Here is a 25,099-nt window from a genome sequence, read left to right as displayed (position 1 = left end):
TAGCGATAATAGACGAAAAGGAGGTTTTCTCATGGAAAATTTTGACTTTCATGTAACAACAGATATACGTTTTGGTAAAGATCGTTTGGGTGAATTGCCTCAGGTTTTAAATAATTTTGGTAAAAATGTGTTGCTTGTTTATGGTGGAGGTAGTATTAAGAGAAATGGTTTATATGACAAATTATATGAACTGTTCAACCAAAATGATAATAACGTAGTTGAACTAGCTGGTGTGGATCCTAATCCGCGAATTGAAACGGTGCAAAAGGGAGTACAACTATGTAAGGAACATGCGATCGATGTTGTTTTGCCTGTTGGCGGTGGTTCAGTGATCGATTGTAGTAAAGCGGTTGCAGCTTGTGTTTTTGTTTCAGGTGATTTATGGGAAAATTTTGTTTTGCAGAAAAATTATAAAGGACCTGCGTTACCTATAGTGACTATTCTTACATTAGCAGCTACGGGTAGTGAAATGAACGGAACCTGCGTTATTTCAAATATGGATGCTCAAATAAAATTAGGTGTTCATGGAACAACCAATTTACTCCCAAAAGTTTCCTTTCTTGATCCGACAAATACATTCAGTGTAGGTGCCTATCAAACAGCTGCGGGTTCAGCAGATATTCTTAGCCATTTGATGGAAAATTATTTTAACGCTACAGAGGGTACTGAGGTACAAGACGAGATTGCTGAAGGGCTCATGAAAACTGTTATCAAGTATTTACCTGTTGCCTTAGACGAGCCGGATAATTATATTGCTAGAGCTAATTTGATGTGGGCTAGTACCCTGGCTTTAAATGGATTAGTTGGCAAAGGAAAGAAAGGTTCTTGGTCATGTCACGCAATGGAACATGAGTTAAGTGCGTTTTATGATATCACCCATGGTGTGGGGCTTGCGATGCTTACACCTAGATGGATGGCCCATATTTTAGATGAAGATACGCTACCAAAGCTTCAACGATTTGCTGAAGAAGTTTGGAATGTGAAAGAGAAAGAGCCAAAAAGAACAGCTGAGATAGGGATTCAAAAATTGTATGATTTCTTTGTTTCTTGTAATATCCCGATGACGCTTTCTGGAGTAGGAATTCAAACGGAAGAAAATTTTGAAGAAATGGGGCAACGTGCTGTAGCTCATAGTTCAATTTCAAATCAGGGATTTGTTCCGCTGCATGAAGACGACGTTGTATCTATTTATAGAGATTGTATGTCTGAATCATCATTTGTATAAGATAAAAAATGGGTCTATAATATTTAGTGTTGTTACTAAAAAAATTAGTAATAACACTAATTTTTTATATAACAAAAAAGCATTTGTTTCCTTTATAATTAAGTTGGACACCAAAATAAAAGGAGAAAACAAATGCTTCAATACAAAGATATCAAAATTAAAGATCAAAATCTAGATGTAGGCCTTAAAAACTTACTCAATATTAAGGACCCTCACATCTTTTTTTCCGCTCAAGCAGTTCAAAAAGAACCCATTCATCATCGAATGACGAATGTCTTTTACGGTGTCCTTACCTACACCCCGAAAGCTTGCGAATGTTGTGGCCTCATAAATGAAGAGAATCTTCTTATTAAACATTCGCCAAAGGCTTCGGATATTCAATTAATTCCTTATCAGGAAGTGCCCAGCGTTTTACGCTTATTTAAGCAACGATTTTATTGTAAATCCTGTCATCATACTTTTAGTGCCAGGACCTATTATATCGCCAAAGACTGTTATATTTCGCAAGCCTTGAAGTTTGCCATTGCGATAGACTTGAAGAAAAAACTATCGATGAAAGATATTGCTTTACGCTATGGGGTCTCATTTAAAACTGTGGAACGCGTATTGGATACCTTCTATCAAGGACTTAAATTCAATCCCAACCATTTACCGAAACATTTGCTAATCGATGAATTCAAAGGCACGAAGGACTGTGAAGGAGCCATGTGTTTTATCTTCAGTGACGCTCAGACAGGAAAAATTATCGATATCTTGGACGATCGCCGCAATTTCAAACTGATTGCTTACTTTCAACGATTTACTCAACAAGCGCGGAAAAGAGTCCAACATGTGGTTATGGATATGAATTCGGCTTATGGAAAAATGATCCCTCAAGTATTTCCGAAGGCCAAGATTCTTGTGGATCATTTCCACATTATCCAACAGATTTCTCGAGCTTTTAACCAGCAGCGGATTCGGTCGATGAACCAGCTGGACAAAAAGAGCGCCCAACAAATGAAGGATTATCGCAAATTAAAAAAATACTGGAAACAGCTCCAAAAAAAGCATAAAAACTTGGGGTACGACCATTTGAAACAGTTCCCTCTTTTTCGCCAAAAATATGTGACGGAATCGGAAGTTGTGGATTACTTATTAACCATTGATCCCGTGCTTAAGGCTTCTTATGATGTTTATCAAGATCTGCTTGACGCTTTTGAAAACGGCAAAGCGCAACCATTTTTCGCTATCATTGATCAACTGTCGCCTTTATTAGAAGAACCCTTTAAAAAATCCTTACGTCACCTCCAAAAGTACCGTAAAGAAATTACCTTATCTTTTACTCAACCGTATTCCAACGGCAAACTTGAAGGGAAAAACAACTTGATTAAAGTAATTCAACGGATTGCCTTTGGCTTTCGTTCTTTTAATCATCTACGTAAGCGAGTGCTTATTCAACAAGGGCTTCTTGAGATCTTATAAAATAACAAAAAAAGAAGAACCGAAGTCCTTCTTTTTATAAAGGTTTTGCTTAAACAACACTATTTGACAAAGAGCCTAAAAAATTCGCAGGGAAAATGACGTTTCCTGCGAAATTTTTTACATATTATTATAAATAATATTTTTCTTTGACTGTTAGGTCGTCGTTTAATTCATAAACGCTTGGTTTTCCGGTTGGAATTTCAAGATCCATAATGTCATCATCAGAAATTCCTTCGATATGTTTTGCTAAAGCCCGTAAGGAATTGCCGTGTGCTGCAACTAAAACAGTTTTTCCTTCGCGCAATGCAGGAGCGATTTGATCTTCCCAAAATGGCAAAGCACGTTCAAGCGTAACTTTCAAGTTTTCGCCACCAGGAATTGTTCTTGGGTCTAGATCAGCATAACGACGATCAGGTTCAGGGTCTGTTAATGGAGGCAACGTATCATAAGAACGACGCCAAATATGGACTTGTTCGTCACCGTATTTATCACGCGTATTTTGTTTGTTTAAACCTTGTAAAGCGCCATAGTGACGTTCGTTCAAGCGCCAAGATTTTACTTCTGGTACCCATAATTGGTCGGTTTCTTCTAAAATATAGTGGCAAGTTTTAATTGCGCGAGTTAAAACAGAAGTATAAGCAATATCAAATTCAATGCCCGCTTCTTTAAGTTTTTGACCGGCATCTTTTGCTTCTTCTACACCTTCTGGCGCCAAGTCTACGTCGACCCAACCAGTGAACTTATCTGCTTTATTCCATTCACTTTTTCCGTGACGTGCAAAAATTAATTTTGGCATAAAAAAATCTCCTTTAATCATTTAATTACTGAAATTTTCATTCCGATTCCATTATACACGTTTTTAGTTATTTTTTCCATTAGATTCCCAAAGCCACATGAAAACAAAATAAATATACAGTGAACATTCTATATTTAACGAATAGCAGAAATAAGCTTTGCACCATCTTCTTTACCGATAATCACTGTATTTACCATATTCAAGAATAAACCATGTTCCACTACGCCGACTGTTTTGTCCAACTCCTTAGCTAATTTTTCAGGATCATCGATTTTTTTTAAATGAAGATCGATGATTGAATGGCCACTATCGGTTACCTTTAATTGATCTTTGTCCATACGAAAACTAGGTTCATAGCCCTTTTTTTCGAACAAATGAAATAGTTGCTGCTGACCATAAGGAATGACTTCTACCGGTAATGGAAAGTTGCCTAATTTATCTACCATTTTTGACTCATCAACGATCCAAATGACTTGTTCTGTGTAAGTAGCGACGATTTTTTCAAAAAGTAAGGCAGCGCCTCCGCCTTTTAACCCCTGATAATCAGCGCTTATTTCGTCAGCGCCATCGATGATTATATCCACCTTTTCAACTTCATCGATTGATTTGATGGGTACGCCGATTTCTTCTGCTTGTTTTTTTGAAGTAGTAGAGGTGGGAACGCCAATAACATTAAGTTTTTCTTCTTTTACTTTCCGACCAATCTCTTTGATCATATAATAAGCAGTAGATCCAGTGCCAAGACCTACGATCATCCCATCTTTAACATAACTAGCTGCTTTAATACCGACAGTTTCTTTTACGTTCACGTTTATCACTCCCACATTTTTTGTAAGCTCATTTACTATCCATTATATCACCTAAATTTTAAAAATGATAGCGTTCTATAAAAATAGCTAATAAAAAAGGATGGAAAATGTTGACAAGCCGTGAAATGCGTGGTATTCTTTCAAAGGTGCTTTATAAACAGGTCTTTTGGATGAGACATGCTGACTGTATAAGTACATCTGATAAAGTATGCAGATTAAATTGTGCATTCTTTTTTATCGCAAAAAAAGAACCACCTGGATGTGTGGAACTATAAAGCAAATTAAAGGAGGGAAAATAAACAATGCCTACAATTAATCAATTAGTACGTAAACCTCGTAAATCGAGAACTAGTCAAACAGATTCACCAGCTTTGAATAAAGGATATAACAGTTTAAGAAAGAAACCGACGACTGTATATTCTCCGCAAAAACGTGGAGTAGCAATGCGTGTTGGAACTATGACTCCTAAAAAACCTAACTCTGCTTTGCGTAAATATGCTCGTGTACGTTTGTCAAACTTAATTGAAGTAACAGCTTATATCCCAGGTATGGGTCATAACTTGCAAGAACACAGTGTGGTATTAATCCGCGGTGGTCGTGTAAAAGACTTGCCAGGGGTACGTTATCATATTGTACGTGGTGCTTTGGATACTGCGGGCGTTAACGACCGTAGAAAATCACGTTCTAAATACGGAACGAAGAAGCCAAAAGAATAATAATAAATATACTGACCAATTTTTGAAAGGAGGAATTACGTATGTCTCGTAAAGGTGCTGTAGCAAAACGTGACGTTTTACCAGACCCTATATATAATTCGAAATTAGTGACACGTTTGATCAACCGAGTAATGATCGATGGTAAACGTGGTACTGCCACAAATATCATTTATAACGCATTCGATAATATTAAAGAAACTACAGGTAATGAACCATTAGAAGTTTTCGAACAAGCAATGAAAAACATTATGCCTGTTTTAGAAGTGAAAGCTCGTCGTGTAGGAGGTTCTAACTACCAAGTGCCAGTTGAAGTACGTCCTGAACGTCGTACGACTTTAGGTCTTCGCTGGATGGTAAATTATGCGCGTTTGCGTGGAGAACACTCTATGGAAGAGCGGTTAGCTAAAGAAATCATGGACGCAGCTAACAATACTGGCGGATCTGTCAAAAGACGTGAAGATACACATAAGATGGCAGAATCAAACCGAGCATTTGCTCACTATCGCTGGTAAGTCCCTCGCTTCTTTATTGTTGGTAAAAGGTATAACCATAGCAAAAAGTTAAAAGTTGAGAGGAGAACAAGCTAGAAATGGCAAGAGAATTTCCGTTAGAAAAAACTCGTAATATCGGTATCGTAGCACACGTCGATGCTGGTAAAACGACAACAACTGAACGTGTCTTGTACTATACAGGTCGTATCCATAAAATCGGAGAAACGCACGAAGGTGCTTCTCAAATGGACTGGATGAGCCAAGAACAAGATCGTGGTATTACGATTACCTCTGCTGCTACCACAGCACACTGGAGAGATCATCGTGTGAATATCATTGACACACCTGGACACGTGGACTTTACAATTGAAGTGCAACGTTCATTGCGTGTGCTAGACGGTTCAGTTACTGTCTTGGACTCACAATCAGGTGTTGAACCACAAACTGAAACAGTTTGGCGTCAAGCAACAGAATATCAAGTACCTCGTATTGTATTCTGTAATAAAATGGATAAGGTTGGCGCAGATTTCTTATATTCTGTCCGATCATTGCATGATCGTTTAGAAGCTAATGCACAACCTATCCAATTGCCAATTGGTGCTGAAGATAACTTTGAAGGTATCATCGACCTTGTGAAGATGAAAGCTGAATTTTATAAAGATGATTTAGGGACTACTTTCGAAGAAACTGAAATCCCAGATGAATATAAAGAAACAGCTCAAGAATGGCATAATAATTTGGTAGAATCTGTAGCTGATTTTGATGAAGATATCATGATGAAATACTTGGAAGGTGAAGAAATTACACCTGAAGAGTTACAAGCAGGTATTCGTAAAGCAACATTATCTGTTGAATTTTACCCAGTATTATGTGGTTCTGCATTTAAAAACAAAGGTGTTCAAATGATGTTGGATGCAGTAATTGATTACTTGCCTTCTCCAACCGACGTTCCCCCAATTAAAGGGATCGATCCGAAAACAGATGAAGAAACTGAACATCCTGCTGATGATAGTGAGCCTTTTTCATCACTTGCTTTTAAAGTTATGTCAGACCCTTATGTTGGCCGCTTAACTTTCTTCCGTGTTTATTCAGGTGTGTTGGATACAGGTTCTTATGTATTGAATGCTACTAAGGGTTCACGTGAACGAATTGGTCGTATTTTGCAAATGCATGCCAATTCTCGTTCTGAGATCGATAAGGTTTATTCAGGTGACATTGCAGCTGCTGTAGGCTTGAAGAACACTACAACAGGGGATACCCTTTGTGATGAGAAAAATCCAGTTATTTTGGAAACTATCAACTTCCCTGAACCAGTAATTCAAGTTGCTGTTGAACCTAAGTCAAAAGCTGACCAAGATAAAATGAGCGTAGCACTACAAAAACTTGCAGAAGAAGACCCATCTTTTAAAGTGGAAACCAACGCTGAAACTGGCGAAACTGTAATTGCTGGTATGGGTGAACTTCAATTAGACGTTCTTATTGACCGTATGAAGACTGAATTTAAAGTGGATGCCAATATTGGTGCACCACAAGTTTCTTATCGTGAAACTTTCCGTTCATCAACTAAAGCTGAAGGGAAATTTATCCGCCAATCTGGTGGTAGAGGTCAATACGGTCACGTATGGGTTGAATTTACTCCAAACGAAGAAGGAGCAGGATTCGAATTTAAAAACTCCATTGTTGGTGGGGTTGTCCCTCGTGACTATATACCTGCAGTACAAAAAGGACTGGAAGACGCCATGGAAAATGGTGTGTTAGCTGGTTATCCATTAGTTGACGTAAAGGCAGAACTGTTTGATGGTTCTTACCATGACGTCGACTCTAATGAAACAGCCTTCCGTATTGCGGCTTCAATGTCTCTACGTGAAGCTGCGAAAAAGGCAGATCCAGTTATTCTTGAACCGATGATGAAAGTAACAATTAGTATCCCTGAAGAATATCTAGGTGATATTATGGGACATGTTACAGCTCGTCGTGGTCGTGTTGAAGGAATGGATGCTCACGGTAATGCACAAACTGTAAATGCGTTTGTTCCATTAGATGAAATGTTTGGCTATGCAACAACGCTACGTTCAGCAACACAAGGTCGCGGTACTTTCATGATGACATTTGATCACTATGAAGCTGTACCAAAATCTATTCAAGCTGAAATTATTAAGAAAAACGGCGGAAATGCTGAATAAACTTAATAAATATTGAAATGAAATGCCACAAATACTATATTTTTTGTTGTATTTCGTGTACAATTGGTTACAATAAGGTGGGTGGAAATTCAGTGATGATTTTCTACCTATCAAATATAAAAAAATGTAATTTAGGAGGAACATTTAAAAATGGCAAAAGAAAAATACGATCGTTCTAAACCACATGTTAACATTGGTACTATCGGCCACGTTGACCATGGTAAAACAACTTTAACAGCTGCAATTACAACTGTTTTAGCTAAAAACGGATTAGGCGAAGCTTCAAGCTTTGATACAATTGATAGAGCTCCAGAAGAAAAAGAACGTGGAATCACTATTAATACATCTCACGTTGAATATGAAACAGAAAACCGTCACTATGCTCACATTGACGCACCAGGACACGCGGACTATGTTAAAAACATGATCACTGGTGCTGCACAAATGGACGGCGCTATCTTGGTAGTGTCTGCAGCTGACGGCCCAATGCCACAAACTCGTGAACATATCCTATTGTCACGTAACGTTGGTGTACCATACATCGTTGTATTCTTAAACAAAATGGATATGGTTGACGATGAAGAATTACTTGAATTAGTTGAAATGGAAGTACGTGATCTATTAACTGAATACGACTTCCCAGGTGATGATACTCCTGTTATTTCTGGTTCAGCTTTGAAAGCTTTAGAAGGCGACGAAGAATATGAACAAAAAGTCTTAGACTTAATGGCAGCTGTAGATGATTTCATCCCAACTCCTGAACGTGACCATGACAAACCGTTCATGATGCCGATTGAAGATGTTTTCTCAATCACTGGTCGTGGAACTGTTGCTACAGGTCGTGTTGAACGTGGAACTATTAAAGTCGGTGATGAAGTTGATATCATCGGTATTCATGAAAATGTTAAAAAGACAACTGTTACGGGTGTAGAAATGTTCCGTAAATTGTTGGATTACGCTGAAGCTGGCGATAACATCGGTACATTATTGCGTGGTGTTTCTCGTGATGATATCGAACGTGGTCAAGTGTTGGCTAAACCAGGCACAATCACACCACATACAAAATTCTCAGCTGAAGTTTATGTATTAACAAAAGAAGAAGGCGGACGTCATACTCCATTCTTCTCAAACTATCGCCCACAATTTTACTTCCGTACAACTGACATCACTGGTGTCATTGAATTGCCAGAAGGTACTGAAATGGTTATGCCAGGTGATAACGTAGCAATGGAAGTTGAATTAATTCACCCTGTTGCTATTGAAAACGGCACTCGTTTTTCAATTCGTGAAGGCGGACATACTGTTGGTTCAGGCGTTGTTTCTAACATTGAAAAATAACTCTATTTAGCTTAGAGATAAAAAAACTTCCCAAAAGCGTTTATTCGCTTTTTGGGAAGTTTTTTTGTTATGAAAAAGAAAGGTTATAAAGGAGCTTGTTGGCCCTAAGTCAGACAAAGTAAGGGCCATTGGCAAGGTAATTGGACTTACGTCAGTTAAAAGAAGGACCACAAATAAAGTTATTGGCCCAAACTTAGCGACAGTAAGGACCAAATAGCAAAATATTGACCCTGAGTCAGACGAAGTAAGGGTCAAAAGCATTCCTTAGTATATACATAAAATATTCTAACCATTTTTTTCAAATGCTCTGTAATTAAGGTTAGTTTTTGTTTAAAAATTAACCGTTCTTTGTCATCTAAAGGAGTATAGTTAACTCGCATCGAGGAGGTATGATTGCTAAATAAAAAAGAAGGGGCAACGAGTAAATTATTTCGTAGAAACATTTGCCAGTCATTTCTTGTTAATTTTTGGTGTCGCCAACTTAACCAATAATAAAGCCCTCCACTCACAGGAAAGAATTGCCAGTCTTGACTAAAAGCTTGTAAAGTATCTGTAAAGGCTTGACTTCTATCATGTAGATTGGTCGTTAGTTGTTGCTGTTGTGTTTTATAGTTAGATTGTGACAAAGCAGCTGTGGCGAAAAGTTGTGGTAATAAATCCGTTTTATTATCCATGACTTGTTTTGCATCAGCTAAACTTTTAACCAAGGGCTTTGGTGCAAATAACCAACCGATTTTTATTGAAGAACTGAAAATTTTAGATAAAGAGCCTAAATAAATCACTTGGTTAGGAGCTAAAGATTTTAAAGAAGGAAGTGCTTGGCCAAAATTTAATTCACGAAAGACATCATCTTCAATAATAGGTAGATGATATTTCTGGCAAATTTGTAAAACTTCTTTGCGTCGCTTCAAAGACATTGAATTTCCTGTTGGATTTTGATGATTCGGATTTAAATATAATAGTTTTATTTTCTTTTTTTGAATCAACTCTTCTAGAGCCTGGCAATCAATGCCTTCTTTATTTTGCACAACTCCTTTCAAATGAACACCTCTTGCAGCAAATAAAGGTAAAGAAAATAAAAATGAAGGGTCTTCGGTAGCAATGGTATCGCCTGGATTTAATAGTACTTGAATAAGCCAAAAAATACCTTGGGTAGACCCAGAAGTAATCAGTAGATCTTGTCCATAACCTGTAACATCTGGAAAAAAGCGTTTAGTGATTTGTTTTTTTAAAGGAATGTAACCTGTAGGCGTCATTTGTCTTTCTTCGTGTATGATCTGATCCCATGTCATAGTGGGAAATTCAAAGTCTGGAATCAAGTCATTGCTTAAATCACCTGTGTAAAGGTCCAAACTCTTTTTAGCAGCTTTTTGGTTTTTGATTTGGGTAATATAAGGATCTTCTTTTAATAGTGGACTAGAAAATAAAGCGTTCCACTGATAAATAGCGAATTGTCGGTTTCCCCATTGACCATGCGTTACGTGGGTACCACTACCTTGTTTACGCTCTAACCAACCTAAACTAGTTAACTCTTCAAAGGCATGTACTACTGTTGAACGATTTACTTGTAAAATTTGGGCTAAATTTCGTTCAGATGGCAGACGCTGCCCAGGTGTTAACTCAGTTTGCTGAATACTAGCAATAATTTGTCGTAGCAGTTGTTGGTAATAGGGCTCTTTTTTTGTTTTGTCGATTGTCCAGATAATAATCACCTTCTAAATTGGATGAGTTAAAAATAGTCCAATTGGCTCTTTTCGTCAAGTGAAACTATGCTATACTCGAGGGTAAATAAAAAAGGATGTGAAATTATGGAAAAAGTATTAACAATTGCTGGCTCTGATTCGAGTGGTGGTGCAGGTATTCAAGCTGACTTGAAAACATTTGAGGAATATGGCGTTTTTGGTTTTTCAAGTTTAACCTCTATTGTGACCATGGATCCTGATAATGGCTGGAGCCACGAGGTAACCTCTATTTCTGAAGAAATGTTAGAAAAACAGTTAATCTCTGTATTTGCCGGTGATCCAATGGATGTAATAAAAACTGGAATGATGGGTAACGAGAAAAACATAGCATTAGCTAGTCGGTATATCGATTTCTATCAAATCAAAAATGTCGTTATTGACCCAGTAATTGCTTGTAAAGGAACTGCACAAATTTTACAGCCTAAAAGTGTGGAAGGTATAAAAAAATATTTTCTTCCTCAAGCATTAATTGCTACACCTAACTTAGAAGAAGCAGGTATTTTATCTGGTTTGGGGGATCTAGAAAATATCGAAGACATGAAAAAGGCAGCATCAATCATTCATCAAATGGGTGCAAAAAACGTTATTGTTAAAGGTGGCCATCGTCTGGCTTCTGATAAGGCCTTAGATGTTTTCTATGATGGAAAAAATTATCAAGTACTTGAGGGACCGTTATTTGCAACCGATTTTAACCATGGTGCTGGATGTACTTTTGCTGCAGCCATTGCAGCCGGGATCGCTAAAGGTTACTCAGTCTTTAACGCTTGTAAAACAGCTAAGGCATTTGTGGCTGCTGGAATTGAGCATGGGGTGTCAATCAACCCCTATGTTGGACATATCTGGCACGGTGCTTATAATGAAGCAGAAAAAAGGATGGTAGCAGCAGATGAGAATAACGACTAGACATGTCGTAATGATTGCCCTTTTTACAGCACTGACAGTTATTGGCACGATGATTAAGATCCCTTTACCTACAGGTGCTTTTGTTCATTTAGGTAATGCAGTCTTACTTTTGGCAGTTTTATTTTTAGGCTATTTCAAAGGATCGCTTGCTGGAGGATTGGGCTTTGCTATTTTTGATATGTTAAATGGTTATGCTATAGAAGCGCCTTATTTTATAGTAGAAAGTTTTATTGTAGGTGCAACAGCTTATGGTTTGTTCTTGCTTTATCACAAAAAACCCACGCATATTTGGCAGATTATTATTATTGCGACTGGCACAGGAGTAGTAAAATTAATCATGACGCAAATAAAAAACATGGTTCGACAACTTTATTTGGGAATGGATTTTCCGACAGCTTTCACTACTGCAATCTTTTCCCTGCCTGCTACTGTAGTTAATGTTGTGTTAACAGCAATATTAGTTTCGTTTTTATATTTTCCCTTAAAAAGAGCGTTGGCTACAATCCTTTAATAAAAAATCCTGAAAAAATGTAGGGAGCTTGAATGCTTCCTGCATTTTTTTGAAAACTAAACTGAAAACTTTTCTTGAAAGTTAAAATTTATAGGAGAAAAAGCTTGCTATTCAAGCTTTGTCATAATATAATGTAAAAGGTGCTTTTTTCTTAGGGGAAAAAATATTCTCAATTGGAAAGAGGATCAGTCGGCTAGGAAACGAGAGGTTGCGACACGCCCGGGCGCTTTGCCACGGCCGAGTGTGACGGAGATTTTCGTGGAGCTATGTCTACTTTTAAAATAGGCGAAGGAGGGAAAATAATGGCAAAACAACAAATTCGTATTCGTTTAAAAGCGTATGAACATCGTATTTTAGACCAATCGGCGGATAAAATCGTAGAAACTGCACAAAGGACAGGGGCGGCTATTTCAGGTCCAATCCCATTGCCAACACAACGCAGCGTATACACCGTCATCCGTTCACCACATAAATTTAAGCAATCACGTGAACAGTTTGAAATGCGTACGCACAAACGTCTTATTGACATTGTAAATCCAACACCAAAAACTGTTGATGCTTTAATGAAGCTAGATTTACCATCAGGTGTAAATATTGAAATTAAATTATAATTAAAAATTGGAGGTGTAATCATGGCTAAAGGAATCTTAGGAAGAAAAGTAGGAATGACTCAGATCTTCACTGAATCTGGCGAATTAATCCCGGTAACAGCTATTGAAGCAGAACCTAATGTTGTTTTACAACTTAAAACAGTTGAAAACGATGGTTACGAAGCTGTTCAATTGGGTTTTCAAAATAAACGTGAAATTTTGAGTAACAAACCTGCTAAAGGTCATGTTGCAAAAGCAAACACGGCTCCTAAGCGCTTCATTCGCGAGTTCAAGAATGTAGGGCTTGAGGGCTTAGAAGTAGGAACAGAAATTAAAGTTGATACATTCGAAGCTGGAGACGTTGTTGACGTAACAGGAACCAGTAAAGGCAAAGGCTTCCAAGGCGTTATCAAGCGTTATGGACAAGCTCGCGGCCCAATGGGACATGGTTCTCACTTTCATCGTCATCCCGGTGGATTAGGTCCACTTGAACCCAAACACGTATTAAAAGGCAATAGTCTTCCAGGTCGTATGGGCGGCAACCGAGTAACAATTCAAAACTTAGAAGTTGTACGTGTAGATACTGACCGCAATGTCATTTTAATCAAAGGGAACATCCCCGGCGCGAAAAAATCATTGATTACTATTAAATCTGCTGTAAAAGCTAACTAATTAGATAGGAAGAAAGGAGGAACTAAGGAATGCCAAATGTAGCATTATTCAAACAAGACGGTAGCCAAAATGGCGAAGTCACATTAAATGAAGAAATTTTCGGGATTGAACCGAATGAATCAGTTGTTTTTGATGCCATTACGATGCAACGTGCTTCGTTAAGACAAGGAACACACGCTGTGAAAAATCGTAGTGCAGTATCAGGTGGCGGTAAAAAACCATGGCGTCAAAAAGGAACTGGACGAGCACGTCAAGGAACTATTCGTGCACCACAATGGCGTGGTGGGGGTATAGTATTTGGCCCAACTCCACGTTCTTATAGCTACAAACTTCCTAAAAAAGTTCGTCGCTTAGCAATTAAATCTGTATTGTCAGAAAAAGTTGCTTCAAATAATTTTGTTGTTGTAGATGCATTGAATTTTGATGCACCAAAAACAAAAGAATTCAAACAAGTATTAGAAAACTTATCGATCGATTCAAAAGTGTTGGTCGTTGTAGAACCAGAAAATAAGTTTGCATCATTATCTGGACGTAATCTATCAAACGTAACAGTCGTTACTTCTGATAATGTTACTGTATTAGATGTTGCAAAGAGTGATAAAGTATTAGCCACTCAAACTGCTCTTACTCAAATTGAGGAGGTGCTTGTATAATGAATTTACTAGATGTAATCAAACGTCCAGTGGTCACTGAAAAAACAATGCTTGATATGGACGAAAAAAAATATACGTTCGAAGTTAACACTGGCGCAAATAAAACATTAGTAAGACAAGCTGTTGAGTCAGCTTTTGATGTAAAAGTTGCAAATGTCAATATCCTCAATGTACATCCTAAACCAAAACGTATGGGTCAATATCAAGGATATACAAGAAAACGTCGCAAAGCAGTTGTTACTTTAACGCAAGACTCAAAAGAAATTGAAATTTTCTCAGCGGAATAAGCTGAACTGTTTGCATAAAAATCGAAATAGGAGGGAAATGACGTGGCACTTAAAAAGTATAAACCAATTACTAATGGCCGTCGTAATATGACAACATCTGACTTTGCTGAAGTTACTACTAACAAACCAGAAAAAACATTAATGGCGCCATTGAAAAATAATGCAGGTCGTAATAATAACGGTCGCATTACTGTACGTCATCAAGGTGGCGGACATAAACGGAAATACCGTATGATCGACTTTAAGCGTAATAAAGATGATGTTAAAGCGACAGTTAAATCGATCGAGTATGATCCAAACCGTTCCGCAAATATCGCGTTAGTTCATTATGAAGACGGAGTAAAATCATACATTTTAGCACCAAAAGGTCTAAAAGTCGGCGCAACAGTTGTTTCAGGAAGCCAAGCTGATATTAACCTTGGAAACAGCCTGCCTTTAAAGGATATTCCAGTAGGTACTGTCGTGCATAATGTTGAATTGAAACCAGGTAAGGGTGGACAATTAGTCCGTTCTGCAGGAACTAGAGCCCAAGTACTTGGTAATGAAGGAAAATACGTATTGGTTCGTTTGAATTCAGGCGAAGTTCGTATGACCTTGTCGACTTGTCGCGCTACAGTTGGTTCAGTTGGAAATGAACAACATGAATTGATCAATATCGGAAAAGCAGGTCGTTCACGCTGGATGCATAAACGTCCAACTGTTCGTGGTAGTGTTATGAACCCTAACGATCACCCACATGGTGGTGGGGAAGGAAGAGCGCCAGTAGGACGTGTAGCGCCACTTTCTCCTTGGGGACAAAAAGCTGTTGGTTTGAAAACTCGTAAGAAGAACAAAGCATCCAATAAGCATATTGTTCGTGGTCGTAAGAAGAAATAAATTATTAACTGTTTATAACATAATTTAAAAGGAGGTTCACCATGAGTCGTAGTGTTAAAAAAGGACCTTTTTGTGATGATCATTTGATGAAAAAAATTGAAGCACAACAAGGTGTTGAAAAGAAAAAAGTAATTAAGACTTGGTCTCGTCGTTCAACGATCTTCCCAAGTTTTATCGGATATACTATCGCCGTGTATGACGGACGTAAACATGTTCCTGTTTATATCCAAGAAGACATGGTAGGACACAAATTAGGTGAGTTTGCACCAACAAGAAACTTTCGCGGACACGCTAAAGATGATCGTAGAACATCAGCTCGCTAATCTGAGAGGAGGAAAAAGAAATGGCAGAACAAATTACCTCAGCAAAAGCTACTGCTAAAACAGTTCGCGTTTCTCCTCGCAAATCACGTTTAGTTATTGATTTGATTAGAGGGAAAAGCGTCAGTGAAGCTATTGCTACTTTGAAATTTACGCCAAATAAATCAGCTGGAGCTATTGAAAAAGTATTGATGTCAGCTGTAAGTAATGCAGAAAACAACTATGACTTAGAAGTTGAAAATTTAGTTGTGGCTGAAGCATTTGTAGATGAAGGACCAACCATGAAACGTTTCCGTCCTCGAGCAAAAGGTTCAGCATCTCCAATCAACAAACGTACAAGTCATATCACGGTTGTTGTATCAGAAAAATAAGGAGGGATAGTCAGTGGGTCAAAAAATAAATCCAATTGGAATGCGTATCGGTATTATCCGTGATTGGGAAGCAAAATGGTATGCTGAAAAAGAATACGCAGATTTATTACATGAAGATTTACGGATCCGTGAATTTATCGGTGAAAAACTTGCTGAAGCAGCAGTATCGACTGTAGAAATTGAACGTGCTGCAAAACGTGTGAATATTTCAATCCACACTGCAAGACCAGGTATGGTTATCGGTAAAGGCGGTTCTGAAGTCGAAAATTTAAGAAAACAATTAAATAAACTAACAGGCAAACGAGTTCATATTAACATCGTTGAAGTTAAGAAATCTGATTTAGATGCAAAATTAGTTGGAGAAGGCATTGCCCGTCAACTTGAAAATCGTGTTGCGTTCCGTCGCGCACAAAAACAATCTATTCAACGTACAATGCGTGCAGGAGCTGAAGGTATTAAAACCCAAGTTTCTGGTCGTTTAAATGGAGCAGATATTGCTCGTGTGGAAGGTTATTCAGAAGGAACTGTTCCTTTGCACACACTTCGTGCAGATATTGACTATGCATGGGAAGAAGCAGACACAACATACGGAAAACTAGGAGTTAAAGTGTGGATCTATCGTGGAGAAATTCTTCCAACTAAAAATAACACTGAGAAGGGAGGGGAATAAACATGTTAGTACCTAAACGTGTAAAACACCGTCGTGAGTTCCGCGGAAGAATGCGCGGAGAAGCTAAAGGCGGTAAAGAAGTTACTTTTGGCGAATATGGTTTGCAAGCTCTTGAATCTTCTTGGATTACAAACCGACAAATTGAAGCTTCCCGTATTGCGATGAACCGTTATATGAAACGCGGAGGGAAAGTATGGATCAAAATTTTCCCTCACAAATCTTATACAGCAAAAGCTATCGGCGTGCGTATGGGTTCAGGTAAAGGGGCACCAGAAGGCTGGGTAGCTCCAACAAAACGTGGTAAAATCCTTTTTGAAATCGCCGGAGTTTCCGATGAAGTCGCTAAAGAAGCTTTACGCCTTGCTTCTCACAAATTGCCAATTAGAACCAAGATCGTAAAACGTGAAGAAATGGGTGGTGAATCGAATGAAGGTTAAAGATATCAGAGAGTTAACCACTGCCGAAATGCTAGATCAAGAAAAACAATTTAAAGAAGAATTGTTTAATCTTCGTTTCCAATTAGCTACCGGACAATTAGAAAATACAGCGCGTATTAAAGAGGTACGCAAATCGATTGCACGCATCAAAACGGTGTTGCGTGAACAAGTAAAGTAATAATGGAAGGAGGCCATGAATCGTATGACTGAAGAAAGAAATCACCGTAAGGTTTATCAAGGGCGCGTGGTATCTGATAAAATGGATAAAACAATCTCTGTTGTCGTTGAAACAAAGAAAAATCATCCAATTTACGGCAAACGGATTAATTATTCGAAAAAATACAAAGTGCACGATGAAAACAATGAAGCCAAAACTGGTGATATCGTGAGAATTATGGAAACTCGTCCATTATCAGCTACAAAACGTTTTCGTTTAGTAGAAATCGTTGAAAAAGCAGTGATTATTTAATTACACGAGATTTTCCTATATAGATTAAATTGCTATATTTGAAAGGAGGATATACATCGTGATCCAACAAGAAAGTCGTTTAAAAATTGCTGATAATTCGGGAGCACGCGAAATTTTAACGGTCAAAGTCCTAGGTGGCTCAGGTCGAAAAACTGCGAATATCGGTGATGTGATCGTCGCTACGGTCAAACAAGCAACGCCAGGTGGGGTTGTCAAAAAGGGCGAAGTTGTAAAAGCAGTTATTGTTCGTACAAAATCAGGCGCTCATCGTGCTGACGGTTCTTACATTAAATTTGATGAAAATGCTGCGGTGATCATTCGTGATGATAAAAGCCCACGCGGAACTCGTATCTTCGGGCCAGTTGCTCGCGAACTACGAGAAAGTAATTACATGAAGATTGTTTCGCTAGCACCAGAAGTACTATAGCAGTTATTTAATATCAAAGGAGGTGCGAAACAAGAATGTTTGTTAAAAAAGGCGATAAAGTAAAAGTTATTACTGGTAAAGACAAAAATAAAGAGGGCGTCATTTTAGAAGCTCATCCAAAAAACGACAAGGTTGTCGTCGAAGGTGTTAATGTTGTGAAAAAACATCAAAAACCTTCTCAAACTGCACCGCAAGGCGGGATCTCTGAACAAGAAGCTCCGATCCATGTATCGAATGTTATGTTGATCGATCCTTCAAGCGGTGAAGCAACCCGAGTTGGCTATCAAACAGTGGACGGTACAAAAGTCCGTGTTTCTAAAAAAACTGGTGAAGTTATTGATAAATAAACAAATCAAGAAAGGAGGGGCAACTAAATGAACCGCCTTAAAGAAAAATATACACAAGATATCGTTCCATCATTAGTACAAAAATTTGACTATAGCTCTGTTATGCAAACACCAAAGGTTGAAAAAATCGTTATTAATATGGGTGTTGGTGATGCAGTATCTAATGCTAAGAATCTAGACAAAGCAGTTGAAGAATTACAATTGATTTCTGGACAAAAACCTTTAGTGACAAAAGCTAAAAAATCTGTTGCAGGCTTCCGTCTGCGTGAAGGAATGCCAATCGGCACTAAAGTTACTTTACGTGGAGACAGAATGTATGACTTCTTGGATAAATTAGTAAATGTTTCCTTACCACGTGTACGTGACTTCCATGGTGTAAGCAAAAAAGCTTTCGATGGTCGTGGAAACTACACTTTAGGTATCAAAGAACAATTGATCTTTCCTGAAGTTGACTATGATTCAGTTGACAAGGTACGAGGAATGGATATCGTTATTGTTACAACAGCAAACACTGATGAAGAATCTCTTGAATTGTTAACACAATTAGGAGTGCCATTCCAAAAATAAAAGGAGGCGAAGAAATTGGCTAAAAAGTCACAAGTTGCTAAAAATAAACAAACCGCAAAATATTCAGTACAAGAATATACTCGCTGTGAACGCTGTGGTCGTCCACGTTCTGTTTATCGTAAATTTCACCTTTGCCGTATTTGCTTCCGCGAACTGGCCTACAAAGGTCAAATTCCCGGCGTGAAGAAAGCTAGCTGGTAAAAAAGTAAACTCGCAAAAAGGAGGTAAATCATCTAATGGTCATGACAGATCCAATTGCAGATTTTCTAACACGTATCCGTAATGCCAATATGGCAAGGCATGATGTTTTAGAAGTTCCTGCTTCAAAAATCAAACACGACATTGCTGAAATCCTTAAAAATGAAGGTTTCGTTCGTAATGTTGAATATATCGAAGATGACAAACAAGGCGTAATCCGTTTATTCCTTAAATACGGGAAAGATGGTGAACGTGTGATCACTAACTTGAAACGTATCTCTAGACCAGGTCTGCGTGCTTATGTCAAAGCTGACGAAGTACCTAAAGTATTGAATGGTTTAGGCATTGCAGTTGTTTCAACTTCTGACGGTGTGATCACTGACAAAGAAGCTAGAGCAAAAAATGTTGGCGGCGAAATTGTCGCTTATGTATGGTAATTTAATAAATACACAAGGAGGTGTCTTTCCGTGAGTCGTATTGGGAATAAAGTTGTTGTATTGCCAGAAAGCGTTGAAGTTAAAATGGATGGCAACGATGTAACAGTTAAAGGACCCAACGGTGAATTAACTCGTGCATTTTCACCAGATATTAAATTTAATATCGATGGAAATGAAGTGACATTTACCCGTCCAAACGAAAGTCAGAAAATGAAAACAATTCATGGAACAACCCGTGCAAACTTCAATAATATGGTTGTAGGTGTATCTGAAGGCTTTCAAAAATCATTAGAACTTGTGGGGGTTGGATACCGTGCCCAATTACAAGGGACAAAACTTATTTTAAACGTTGGTTATTCACAACCAGTTGAGTTAGAAACTCCAGCAGGGACTACCATTGAAGTTCCAGCCAATAACCAAATTATAATCAAAGGTTCTAATAAAGAACTTGTTGGTAAAGTGGCTGCTAAGATTCGTAGTATTCGTTCACCAGAGCCTTATAAAGGCAAGGGTATTCGTTATGCTGGCGAACAAGTGCGCAGCAAAGAAGGTAAAACAGGTAAATAAACAAGTCCGCAAAAGAGTAAGACAAATCGCGGCTTAGACTAATACAGTTAAAGAGGTGACAATTGTGATTACAAAACCAGACAAAAATAAAACACGTCAAAAAAGACATCAACGTGTGAGAAATAAAATCTCTGGTACTGCTGAGTGCCCACGCTTGAACGTTTTCCGTTCTAATAAAAACATCTACGCGCAAGTAATTGATGACGTAGCGGGTGTGACGCTAGCAAGTGCCTCTACCTTGGATAAAAATATTTCAGGTGGAACAAAAACTGAGCAAGCAGAAACAGTCGGTAAATTAGTTGCTGACCGTGCATCAGAAAAAGGTATTAAAAAAGTAGTCTTTGACCGTGGTGGATACCTTTACCATGGCCGCATAGCAGCTTTAGCAACAGCTGCACGCGAAAATGGACTAGAATTTTAAAAAAAGGAGGAACACCATTCATGGCTTATATTGATCCAAATAACTTGGAAATAGAAGACCGTGTCGTTGCGATCAACCGAGTATCAAAGGTCGTAAAAGGCGGTCGTCGTATGCGTTTTGCAGCTTTAGTCGTTGTCGGTGATAAAAACGGGCACGTAGGATTTGGTACAGGTAAAGCACAGGAAGTACCAGAAGCAATCCGTAAAGCTGTTGACGACGGAAGGAAAAACTTAATCGAAGTACCAATGGTTGGCTCAACAATCCCGCATGAAGTCATTGGCTCATTCAGTGGTGGATATATTCTATTGAAACCAGCTGAAGCTGGTGCTGGAGTTGCTGCAGGTGGACCTGTTCGTGCGGTATTAGAACTTGGCGGTGTAGCCGATGTAACATCTAAATCTTTAGGCTCTAATACGCCGATCAATGTTGTGCGTGCAACAATTAAAGGATTGACAGAATTAAAACGCGCTGAAGAAGTTGCTGAACTTCGCGGCAAATCTGTAGAAGAAATTATTGGTTAGGAGGACAATTCTAATGGCTGAATTAAAAATCACATTAAAAAGCAGTATTATTGGACGTCCTCAAAATCAACGCGATACAGTAAAAGCGTTAGGATTAAAAAAAGTGAACAGCACTGTTGTTAAACCTGCGAATGAGGCAGTCAAAGGCATGGTTGCAACTATTGCACACTTAGTGGACGTAGAGGAAGTGTAACAACGATTCGATGAATCGATTTTAACTAAGGAGGTGCCAAACACATGAAACTTCATGAACTAGAATCTGCAAAAGGTTCACGTCAAGTACGCAACCGCGTGGGACGTGGTTCATCATCAGGTAATGGTAAGACTGCAGGACGTGGACAAAAAGGACAAAAGGCTCGTTCAGGCGGTGGAACTCGTCTTGGTTTTGAAGGTGGTCAAACAGAATTATTCCGCCGTTTACCAAAACGTGGCTTTACCAACGTTAATCGTAAAGAATATGCGATTATCAATGTTGACCTTTTGAATAATTTTGAAGAGGGAACTGAAGTTACTCCCACTGTTTTAGCTGAAGCTGGGTTTGTAAAAAAACAAAAAGCTGGCATTAAAGTGTTGGGTAATGGAGAAGTAACCAAAAAATTAACTGTGAAAGCAGCGAAGTTTTCTAAAGCAGCACAAGAATCTATTGAAGCTGCTGGTGGGTCAATTGAGGTGATCTGATGTTAAAACTTTTAAAGGACGCTTTTAAAGTCAAGGATATTAGATCAAGGATCTTGTTTACAATATTTATTCTGTTTATATTCCGTGTTGGAACGCATGTTACTGTCCCAGGTGTCGATGCAGCAGAGTTACAAACTATTTCTGAATTGCCCTTTATGAATATGTTGGATTTGGTTAGCGGTAGTGCGATGCAACGTTTTTCGATTTTTTCGATGGGCGTTTCGCCCTACATTACTGCTTCTATTATTGTTCAATTAGCTCAAATGGATATTGTTCCGAAATTCACTGAATGGTCAAAACAGGGTGAAGTGGGACGTAAAAAGCTGAATCAAGCGACTCGTTATATCACTTTGTTTATAGGTTTTTTACAATCTATTGCGTTAACGGCTGGTTTCCAAGTTTTTACTCAATTCGGCTTTGTTCCTAATCCTTCAATCTCAACTTATGTTGTTATTGGAGTTATTTTAACCACTGGTACCATGTTTGTTACTTGGTTGGGGGAAATGATCACTGAAAAAGGGATCGGAAACGGTGTGTCCATGCTTATTTTTGCAGGGATTATCTCTCGTTTACCTGTTTCAATCAAAGAAATAGCAGAAGATTATTTTATTAATATTAACCAAGATGACCTTTGGAAATCAATTTTATTTGTGGTTATTTTAGTTATTGCGATGTTGTTGGTCGTAACGATTGTTACCTTTGTTCAACAAGCAGAGAGAAAGATCCCGATTCAGTATACAAAACGTGTAGCAGGAGCACCAACAAGTAGTTATCTACCTTTAAAAGTGAATGCTGCTGGCGTTATTCCTGTTATCTTTGCTAGTTCCTTGATTACAACACCTAATGCGATCATTCAGGCTTTTGGATCTGCTAGAGGAGAAACGTGGTTTGATGTCATTCAAACACTTTTTGATTACAATACAGTACCTGGTGCTATTTTGTATGGTGCATTGATCGTTGGCTTTACTTTCTTTTACGCTTTTGTTCAAGTAAATCCCGAGAAGTTATCGGAAAACTTGCAAAAGCAAGGAAGTTATATTCCAAGTGTGCGTCCGGGAAAAGGAACAGAACAGTTCGTCTCAAGGTTATTGATGCGTTTAAGTACAGTGGGTTCGCTCTTTTTAGGAGCAGTCGCATTGCTTCCAATTATCGCATCCATGATATGGGATCTTCCACAATCAATAGGTTTGGGGGGGACAAGTTTATTAATTGTTATTAGTGTAGCGCTTGAAACTGCCAAACAAATAGAAGGTCTAATGCTAAAACGTCAATACACAGGTTTCATAAATTAGAGTTTTATGTAGTGTTGGGGCTTTTTCCTCAACACTGGAAAAACTTGCAGGAGGAATAAAAAATGAACCTCGTTTTAATGGGACTCCCTGGAGCTGGTAAAGGGACTCAAGCAGAAAAAATTATTGCTAAATATAATATTCCGCAAATTTCAACTGGAGATATGTTCAGACAAGCAATTGCTAAAAAAACAGATCTTGGCTTAGAAGCAAAGTCTTATATGGATAAAGGTGAACTTGTTCCTGATGAAGTAACGAACGGAATCGTTAAAGAACGCTTAGCTGAATCAGATACCGAAGATGGCTTTTTATTGGATGGTTTTCCTCGTACGTTAGATCAAGCAGAAGCCTTAGATAACATGATGCAAGATTTAAGTAAAAAGATTGACGCTGTTATTGAGATAAAGGTGCCAGAAGAGGTGCTGGTTGAGCGTTTATCTGGTCGTTACATTTGCCGCAATTGCGGTGCCACATATCACAAGATATTTAACCCTCCTAAAGTGGAAGGAACTTGTGATCGTTGTGGAGGACATGATTTTTACCAACGGGATGATGACAAACCAGAAACTGTCAGAAATCGTATTTCGGTCAATGTAAAAAATAACGAACCTATTTTGGAACATTATGATAAAAAAGGCTTGCTATATTCTATTGATGGAAATCGTGAGATTGATGAAGTTTTTGCGGAAATTCAACAAATTCTAACGAAGTAATTCTTGCTCTTTTTCGTGTTCTAGTAACTTTTTCTTGTAAATAGTTAGGCATTATGCTAAAATATATCAGTCTGACTTCTAGATTGATAGAAAATTGTTGAAAAGAAGTTAAGGTGGGAACACGACACAGGTTTCCGCCGTTTTATCGCGTAAAGTTGCGAAACAAGTACAAGGGGGTACTGTGCGTGGCAAAAGAAGACATGATAGAAATTGAAGGTACAGTCGTCGAAACTTTACCAAATGCAATGTTTAAAGTCGAACTTGAAAATGGCCATGAGATTCTTGCGACTGTTTCTGGCAAAATCCGAATGCACTATATTCGTATTTTACCGGGCGATAAGGTGACTGTTGAACTTTCGCCTTATGACTTGAGTCGTGGTCGTATTACGTATCGTTTTAAATAATTGTACTTACGTAAAACCATAGGAGGTAAGTATTATGAAAGTAAGACCATCAGTAAAAACAATGTGTGATAATTGCAAAGTCGTTCGTCGTAAAGGACGCGTTATGGTGATTTGTTCTGCAAATCCAAAACATAAACAACGTCAAGGATAATTGGAGGTGTAATAAGATATGGCTCGTATTGCAGGAGTAGATATTCCTCGGGAAAAACAAGTAGTTGTTTCTCTTACTTATATTTTTGGTGTCGGAGATACAACTGCTAAAAGCATTTTAGCAGAAGCAGGCGTTGCTGAAGATGTTCGTGTTCGTGATTTAACCAACGAACAAACTGACGCGATCCGCGCAGCTGTTGATAATCTAAAAGTTGAAGGTGACCTTCGTCGTGAAGTGAACTTAGACATCAAACGTTTGATGGAGATTGGTTCATATCGCGGTATGCGTCATCGTCGTGGTTTACCTGTCCGTGGACAACATACTAAAAATAATGCCCGTACACGTAAAGGCCCCGCAACAACTATCGCAGGCAAGAAAAAATAATTTCTAATGAAGGAGGTTAAACTTCATGGCACAAAAAAAAGTGAATCGTAAACGCCGTGTGAAAAAGAATATTGAATCTGGAATTGCACATATTCATTCAACATTCAATAATACAATTGTGATGATCACTGATCAACATGGTAACGCGTTATCATGGTCTTCAGCAGGTGCATTAGGATTCAGAGGAAGTAGAAAATCAACACCATTTGCCGCTCAATTAGCAGCAGAAACTGCGGCAAAATCAGGAATGGAACACGGATTGAAAAATGTAGAAGTAACTGTAAAAGGCCCAGGTTCAGGACGTGAAGCAGCAATTCGTTCATTACAAGCAGCAGGATTGGAAGTGGCTGCGATTCGTGACGTAACACCAGTTCCTCATAATGGATGCCGCCCTCCAAAACGCCGTCGTGTTTAATGAGTGCTGCTCATTTTGAGTTTCAAAATTATGTCATTGAACAAGACACTTTTCGTTTTG

Annotated in this window: 38 protein-coding genes; 35 read left to right on the top strand and 3 right to left on the bottom strand. The window is 38.4% G+C overall.

All coding sequences use genetic code 11. From position 1 onward, the window contains the following. Nucleotides 1–31 precede the first annotated feature (31 nt). Both C7K42_RS12320 and C7K42_RS12315 read left to right on the top strand, forming a co-directional pair. Nucleotides 32–1,225: an iron-containing alcohol dehydrogenase gene (locus tag C7K42_RS12320; RefSeq protein WP_103099659.1), complete on the top strand. Its 1,194-nt coding sequence runs from the start codon at nucleotides 32–34 to the stop codon at nucleotides 1,223–1,225. 132 nt (nucleotides 1,226–1,357) lie between these two features. Beyond that, on the top strand, nucleotides 1,358–2,686 hold the full coding sequence (locus tag C7K42_RS12315; RefSeq protein ID WP_012345024.1) for an ISL3 family transposase: 1,329 nt from the start codon (nucleotides 1,358–1,360) through the stop codon (nucleotides 2,684–2,686). A 127-nt stretch (nucleotides 2,687–2,813) separates the two neighbouring features. Here the strand turns inward: C7K42_RS12315 and gpmA are convergent, their stop codons facing one another. Both gpmA and rpiA read right to left on the bottom strand, forming a co-directional pair. Then, nucleotides 2,814–3,482, bottom strand: a complete 669-nt coding sequence (gene gpmA / locus C7K42_RS12310) for a 2,3-diphosphoglycerate-dependent phosphoglycerate mutase (protein ID WP_014125652.1) — start codon at nucleotides 3,480–3,482, stop codon at nucleotides 2,814–2,816. Between the two features lie 134 nt (nucleotides 3,483–3,616). After that, nucleotides 3,617–4,291 (bottom strand): ribose-5-phosphate isomerase RpiA, encoded by a 675-nt coding sequence (gene rpiA / locus C7K42_RS12305; protein ID WP_014125651.1) that lies wholly within the window; start codon nucleotides 4,289–4,291, stop codon nucleotides 3,617–3,619. 302 nt (nucleotides 4,292–4,593) lie between these two features. Here rpiA and rpsL point away from each other — a divergent pair, with 302 nt between their 5' ends. The 4 genes from rpsL to tuf all read left to right on the top strand — a co-directional run bounded on the left by rpsL (nucleotide 4,594) and on the right by tuf (nucleotide 9,019). Next, a complete protein-coding gene (rpsL, locus tag C7K42_RS12295) occupies nucleotides 4,594–5,007 on the top strand; it encodes a 30S ribosomal protein S12 (RefSeq protein WP_014125650.1) in 414 nt (137 codons plus the stop codon). Nucleotides 5,008–5,048: 41 nt separating this feature from the next. After that, nucleotides 5,049–5,519, top strand: a complete 471-nt coding sequence (gene rpsG, locus C7K42_RS12290) for a 30S ribosomal protein S7 (RefSeq protein WP_014125649.1) — start codon at nucleotides 5,049–5,051, stop codon at nucleotides 5,517–5,519. A gap of 77 nt (nucleotides 5,520–5,596) precedes the next feature. Beyond that, nucleotides 5,597–7,681 (top strand): elongation factor G, encoded by a 2,085-nt coding sequence (gene fusA, locus C7K42_RS12285; protein WP_103099761.1) that lies wholly within the window; start codon nucleotides 5,597–5,599, stop codon nucleotides 7,679–7,681. Between the two features lie 150 nt (nucleotides 7,682–7,831). Then, the gene (gene tuf, locus C7K42_RS12280; RefSeq protein WP_014125647.1) at nucleotides 7,832–9,019 is read left to right on the top strand and encodes an elongation factor Tu; all 1,188 of its coding nucleotides are present in this window, start codon (nucleotides 7,832–7,834) and stop codon (nucleotides 9,017–9,019) included. 251 nt (nucleotides 9,020–9,270) lie between these two features. On the opposite strand, the gene C7K42_RS12275 is transcribed toward tuf, so the two are convergent. Then, entirely contained in the window at nucleotides 9,271–10,731 is a 1,461-nt protein-coding gene (locus tag C7K42_RS12275) for an aminotransferase-like domain-containing protein (protein ID WP_428843390.1), read from the bottom strand. 96 nt (nucleotides 10,732–10,827) lie between these two features. Between C7K42_RS12275 and thiD the strand changes: the two genes are divergently transcribed. From thiD to rpsK, 29 genes are all read left to right on the top strand, one after another. Continuing rightward, nucleotides 10,828–11,664 carry a bifunctional hydroxymethylpyrimidine kinase/phosphomethylpyrimidine kinase gene (thiD, locus tag C7K42_RS12270; RefSeq protein WP_014125645.1) on the top strand — a complete coding sequence of 279 codons (837 nt, stop codon included), beginning with the start codon at nucleotides 10,828–10,830 and terminating at the stop codon, nucleotides 11,662–11,664. Beyond that, the gene (locus tag C7K42_RS12265) at nucleotides 11,648–12,175 is read left to right on the top strand and encodes an ECF transporter S component (RefSeq protein ID WP_103091665.1); all 528 of its coding nucleotides are present in this window, start codon (nucleotides 11,648–11,650) and stop codon (nucleotides 12,173–12,175) included. The genes thiD and C7K42_RS12265 overlap by 17 nt, the downstream gene beginning before the upstream one ends. A gap of 302 nt (nucleotides 12,176–12,477) precedes the next feature. Beyond that, nucleotides 12,478–12,786 carry a 30S ribosomal protein S10 gene (rpsJ, locus tag C7K42_RS12260; protein ID WP_014125643.1) on the top strand — a complete coding sequence of 103 codons (309 nt, stop codon included), beginning with the start codon at nucleotides 12,478–12,480 and terminating at the stop codon, nucleotides 12,784–12,786. A 21-nt stretch (nucleotides 12,787–12,807) separates the two neighbouring features. Beyond that, nucleotides 12,808–13,437 (top strand): 50S ribosomal protein L3, encoded by a 630-nt coding sequence (gene rplC, locus C7K42_RS12255; protein WP_014125642.1) that lies wholly within the window; start codon nucleotides 12,808–12,810, stop codon nucleotides 13,435–13,437. Nucleotides 13,438–13,466: 29 nt separating this feature from the next. Further along, nucleotides 13,467–14,090, top strand: a complete 624-nt coding sequence (gene rplD / locus C7K42_RS12250; RefSeq protein ID WP_014125641.1) for a 50S ribosomal protein L4 — start codon at nucleotides 13,467–13,469, stop codon at nucleotides 14,088–14,090. Continuing rightward, on the top strand, nucleotides 14,090–14,377 hold the full coding sequence (rplW, locus tag C7K42_RS12245) for a 50S ribosomal protein L23 (RefSeq protein ID WP_014125640.1): 288 nt from the start codon (nucleotides 14,090–14,092) through the stop codon (nucleotides 14,375–14,377). The genes rplD and rplW overlap by 1 nt, the downstream gene beginning before the upstream one ends. A 42-nt stretch (nucleotides 14,378–14,419) precedes the next feature. Next, nucleotides 14,420–15,253: a 50S ribosomal protein L2 gene (gene rplB, locus C7K42_RS12240; RefSeq protein WP_014125639.1), complete on the top strand. Its 834-nt coding sequence runs from the start codon at nucleotides 14,420–14,422 to the stop codon at nucleotides 15,251–15,253. A gap of 41 nt (nucleotides 15,254–15,294) precedes the next feature. Then, a complete protein-coding gene (gene rpsS / locus C7K42_RS12235) occupies nucleotides 15,295–15,576 on the top strand; it encodes a 30S ribosomal protein S19 (RefSeq protein WP_014125638.1) in 282 nt (93 codons plus the stop codon). Between the two features lie 20 nt (nucleotides 15,577–15,596). Then, nucleotides 15,597–15,944 carry a 50S ribosomal protein L22 gene (gene rplV, locus C7K42_RS12230; RefSeq protein ID WP_014125637.1) on the top strand — a complete coding sequence of 116 codons (348 nt, stop codon included), beginning with the start codon at nucleotides 15,597–15,599 and terminating at the stop codon, nucleotides 15,942–15,944. A gap of 13 nt (nucleotides 15,945–15,957) precedes the next feature. Continuing rightward, complete coding sequence (rpsC, locus tag C7K42_RS12225; protein WP_014125636.1) at nucleotides 15,958–16,614, top strand: 30S ribosomal protein S3; 657 nt, start codon at nucleotides 15,958–15,960, stop codon at nucleotides 16,612–16,614. A gap of 2 nt (nucleotides 16,615–16,616) precedes the next feature. Continuing rightward, nucleotides 16,617–17,051 (top strand): 50S ribosomal protein L16, encoded by a 435-nt coding sequence (rplP, locus tag C7K42_RS12220; RefSeq protein ID WP_014125635.1) that lies wholly within the window; start codon nucleotides 16,617–16,619, stop codon nucleotides 17,049–17,051. Further along, a complete protein-coding gene (rpmC, locus tag C7K42_RS12215) occupies nucleotides 17,041–17,229 on the top strand; it encodes a 50S ribosomal protein L29 (RefSeq protein WP_014125634.1) in 189 nt (62 codons plus the stop codon). Before rplP ends, rpmC begins: the two co-directional genes overlap by 11 nt. Before the next feature lie 24 nt (nucleotides 17,230–17,253). Next, nucleotides 17,254–17,520: a 30S ribosomal protein S17 gene (rpsQ, locus tag C7K42_RS12210; protein ID WP_014125633.1), complete on the top strand. Its 267-nt coding sequence runs from the start codon at nucleotides 17,254–17,256 to the stop codon at nucleotides 17,518–17,520. A gap of 58 nt (nucleotides 17,521–17,578) precedes the next feature. After that, complete coding sequence (rplN, locus tag C7K42_RS12205; RefSeq protein ID WP_014125632.1) at nucleotides 17,579–17,947, top strand: 50S ribosomal protein L14; 369 nt, start codon at nucleotides 17,579–17,581, stop codon at nucleotides 17,945–17,947. Between the two features lie 35 nt (nucleotides 17,948–17,982). After that, nucleotides 17,983–18,294: a 50S ribosomal protein L24 gene (gene rplX / locus C7K42_RS12200; protein WP_014125631.1), complete on the top strand. Its 312-nt coding sequence runs from the start codon at nucleotides 17,983–17,985 to the stop codon at nucleotides 18,292–18,294. Nucleotides 18,295–18,321: 27 nt separating this feature from the next. Further along, nucleotides 18,322–18,861 (top strand): 50S ribosomal protein L5, encoded by a 540-nt coding sequence (gene rplE / locus C7K42_RS12195; protein ID WP_014125630.1) that lies wholly within the window; start codon nucleotides 18,322–18,324, stop codon nucleotides 18,859–18,861. Nucleotides 18,862–18,876: 15 nt separating this feature from the next. After that, nucleotides 18,877–19,062, top strand: a complete 186-nt coding sequence (locus C7K42_RS12190; RefSeq protein ID WP_014125629.1) for a type Z 30S ribosomal protein S14 — start codon at nucleotides 18,877–18,879, stop codon at nucleotides 19,060–19,062. 35 nt (nucleotides 19,063–19,097) lie between these two features. Continuing rightward, complete coding sequence (rpsH, locus tag C7K42_RS12185; protein ID WP_014125628.1) at nucleotides 19,098–19,496, top strand: 30S ribosomal protein S8; 399 nt, start codon at nucleotides 19,098–19,100, stop codon at nucleotides 19,494–19,496. Between the two features lie 30 nt (nucleotides 19,497–19,526). Next, nucleotides 19,527–20,063, top strand: coding sequence for a 50S ribosomal protein L6 (gene rplF, locus C7K42_RS12180; RefSeq protein WP_014125627.1), 537 nt, complete (start codon nucleotides 19,527–19,529; stop codon nucleotides 20,061–20,063). A 64-nt stretch (nucleotides 20,064–20,127) separates the two neighbouring features. After that, complete coding sequence (gene rplR / locus C7K42_RS12175; protein ID WP_014125626.1) at nucleotides 20,128–20,484, top strand: 50S ribosomal protein L18; 357 nt, start codon at nucleotides 20,128–20,130, stop codon at nucleotides 20,482–20,484. A 20-nt stretch (nucleotides 20,485–20,504) separates the two neighbouring features. Continuing rightward, complete coding sequence (gene rpsE, locus C7K42_RS12170; RefSeq protein ID WP_014125625.1) at nucleotides 20,505–21,005, top strand: 30S ribosomal protein S5; 501 nt, start codon at nucleotides 20,505–20,507, stop codon at nucleotides 21,003–21,005. A gap of 13 nt (nucleotides 21,006–21,018) precedes the next feature. After that, nucleotides 21,019–21,198: a 50S ribosomal protein L30 gene (gene rpmD / locus C7K42_RS12165; RefSeq protein ID WP_014125624.1), complete on the top strand. Its 180-nt coding sequence runs from the start codon at nucleotides 21,019–21,021 to the stop codon at nucleotides 21,196–21,198. Between the two features lie 44 nt (nucleotides 21,199–21,242). Next, nucleotides 21,243–21,683 (top strand): 50S ribosomal protein L15, encoded by a 441-nt coding sequence (gene rplO / locus C7K42_RS12160; RefSeq protein ID WP_014125623.1) that lies wholly within the window; start codon nucleotides 21,243–21,245, stop codon nucleotides 21,681–21,683. Then, a complete protein-coding gene (gene secY / locus C7K42_RS12155) occupies nucleotides 21,683–22,975 on the top strand; it encodes a preprotein translocase subunit SecY (protein WP_061840777.1) in 1,293 nt (430 codons plus the stop codon). The genes rplO and secY overlap by 1 nt, the downstream gene beginning before the upstream one ends. Nucleotides 22,976–23,037: 62 nt before the next feature. Next, nucleotides 23,038–23,685 (top strand): adenylate kinase, encoded by a 648-nt coding sequence (locus C7K42_RS12150; protein ID WP_014125621.1) that lies wholly within the window; start codon nucleotides 23,038–23,040, stop codon nucleotides 23,683–23,685. Nucleotides 23,686–23,870: 185 nt separating this feature from the next. Beyond that, complete coding sequence (gene infA, locus C7K42_RS12145) at nucleotides 23,871–24,089, top strand: translation initiation factor IF-1 (RefSeq protein ID WP_014125620.1); 219 nt, start codon at nucleotides 23,871–23,873, stop codon at nucleotides 24,087–24,089. A 34-nt stretch (nucleotides 24,090–24,123) separates the two neighbouring features. Beyond that, a complete protein-coding gene (gene rpmJ / locus C7K42_RS12140) occupies nucleotides 24,124–24,240 on the top strand; it encodes a 50S ribosomal protein L36 (protein ID WP_014125619.1) in 117 nt (38 codons plus the stop codon). An 18-nt stretch (nucleotides 24,241–24,258) separates the two neighbouring features. Continuing rightward, a complete protein-coding gene (gene rpsM, locus C7K42_RS12135; RefSeq protein WP_014125618.1) occupies nucleotides 24,259–24,624 on the top strand; it encodes a 30S ribosomal protein S13 in 366 nt (121 codons plus the stop codon). A 25-nt stretch (nucleotides 24,625–24,649) separates the two neighbouring features. Then, on the top strand, nucleotides 24,650–25,039 hold the full coding sequence (gene rpsK, locus C7K42_RS12130) for a 30S ribosomal protein S11 (RefSeq protein WP_014125617.1): 390 nt from the start codon (nucleotides 24,650–24,652) through the stop codon (nucleotides 25,037–25,039). Nucleotides 25,040–25,099: the final 60 nt, after the last annotated feature.

The organism is Tetragenococcus halophilus subsp. halophilus DSM 20339, from assembly GCF_003841405.1.
Lineage (GTDB): Bacteria > Bacillota > Bacilli > Lactobacillales > Enterococcaceae > Tetragenococcus > Tetragenococcus halophilus.
Note: the sequence above shows the minus strand (reverse complement) of the source record. Positions and strands in the feature narration are given on the sequence as shown.

Bases quoted from the DNA above. Each gene is read 5' to 3' on its own strand.
- fusA (WP_103099761.1), top strand. From the start codon at position 5,597: ATGGCAAGAGAATTTCCGTTAGAAAAAACTCGTAATATCGGTATCGTA.
- C7K42_RS12315 (WP_012345024.1), top strand. From the start codon at position 1,358: ATGCTTCAATACAAAGATATCAAAATTAAAGATCAAAATCTAGATGTA.
- secY (WP_061840777.1), top strand. From the start codon at position 21,683: ATGTTAAAACTTTTAAAGGACGCTTTTAAAGTCAAGGATATTAGATCA.
- rpsM (WP_014125618.1), top strand. From the start codon at position 24,259: ATGGCTCGTATTGCAGGAGTAGATATTCCTCGGGAAAAACAAGTAGTT.
- rplD (WP_014125641.1), top strand. From the start codon at position 13,467: ATGCCAAATGTAGCATTATTCAAACAAGACGGTAGCCAAAATGGCGAA.
- rpsG (WP_014125649.1), top strand. From the start codon at position 5,049: ATGTCTCGTAAAGGTGCTGTAGCAAAACGTGACGTTTTACCAGACCCT.
- rpsJ (WP_014125643.1), top strand. From the start codon at position 12,478: ATGGCAAAACAACAAATTCGTATTCGTTTAAAAGCGTATGAACATCGT.
- rplP (WP_014125635.1), top strand. From the start codon at position 16,617: ATGTTAGTACCTAAACGTGTAAAACACCGTCGTGAGTTCCGCGGAAGA.
- rpsQ (WP_014125633.1), top strand. From the start codon at position 17,254: ATGACTGAAGAAAGAAATCACCGTAAGGTTTATCAAGGGCGCGTGGTA.
- rpsK (WP_014125617.1), top strand. From the start codon at position 24,650: ATGGCACAAAAAAAAGTGAATCGTAAACGCCGTGTGAAAAAGAATATT.
- rplX (WP_014125631.1), top strand. From the start codon at position 17,983: ATGTTTGTTAAAAAAGGCGATAAAGTAAAAGTTATTACTGGTAAAGAC.
- rpsS (WP_014125638.1), top strand. From the start codon at position 15,295: ATGAGTCGTAGTGTTAAAAAAGGACCTTTTTGTGATGATCATTTGATG.
- C7K42_RS12150 (WP_014125621.1), top strand. From the start codon at position 23,038: ATGAACCTCGTTTTAATGGGACTCCCTGGAGCTGGTAAAGGGACTCAA.
- rplW (WP_014125640.1), top strand. From the start codon at position 14,090: ATGAATTTACTAGATGTAATCAAACGTCCAGTGGTCACTGAAAAAACA.
- rpsL (WP_014125650.1), top strand. From the start codon at position 4,594: ATGCCTACAATTAATCAATTAGTACGTAAACCTCGTAAATCGAGAACT.
- rplE (WP_014125630.1), top strand. From the start codon at position 18,322: ATGAACCGCCTTAAAGAAAAATATACACAAGATATCGTTCCATCATTA.
- gpmA (WP_014125652.1), bottom strand. From the start codon at position 3,482: ATGCCAAAATTAATTTTTGCACGTCACGGAAAAAGTGAATGGAATAAA.
- rplC (WP_014125642.1), top strand. From the start codon at position 12,808: ATGGCTAAAGGAATCTTAGGAAGAAAAGTAGGAATGACTCAGATCTTC.
- rpmD (WP_014125624.1), top strand. From the start codon at position 21,019: ATGGCTGAATTAAAAATCACATTAAAAAGCAGTATTATTGGACGTCCT.
- rpmJ (WP_014125619.1), top strand. From the start codon at position 24,124: ATGAAAGTAAGACCATCAGTAAAAACAATGTGTGATAATTGCAAAGTC.
- rpsE (WP_014125625.1), top strand. From the start codon at position 20,505: ATGGCTTATATTGATCCAAATAACTTGGAAATAGAAGACCGTGTCGTT.
- C7K42_RS12265 (WP_103091665.1), top strand. From the start codon at position 11,648: ATGAGAATAACGACTAGACATGTCGTAATGATTGCCCTTTTTACAGCA.
- rplO (WP_014125623.1), top strand. From the start codon at position 21,243: ATGAAACTTCATGAACTAGAATCTGCAAAAGGTTCACGTCAAGTACGC.
- rplV (WP_014125637.1), top strand. From the start codon at position 15,597: ATGGCAGAACAAATTACCTCAGCAAAAGCTACTGCTAAAACAGTTCGC.
- C7K42_RS12320 (WP_103099659.1), top strand. From the start codon at position 32: ATGGAAAATTTTGACTTTCATGTAACAACAGATATACGTTTTGGTAAA.
- rpsH (WP_014125628.1), top strand. From the start codon at position 19,098: ATGGTCATGACAGATCCAATTGCAGATTTTCTAACACGTATCCGTAAT.
- tuf (WP_014125647.1), top strand. From the start codon at position 7,832: ATGGCAAAAGAAAAATACGATCGTTCTAAACCACATGTTAACATTGGT.
- thiD (WP_014125645.1), top strand. From the start codon at position 10,828: ATGGAAAAAGTATTAACAATTGCTGGCTCTGATTCGAGTGGTGGTGCA.
- rpmC (WP_014125634.1), top strand. From the start codon at position 17,041: ATGAAGGTTAAAGATATCAGAGAGTTAACCACTGCCGAAATGCTAGAT.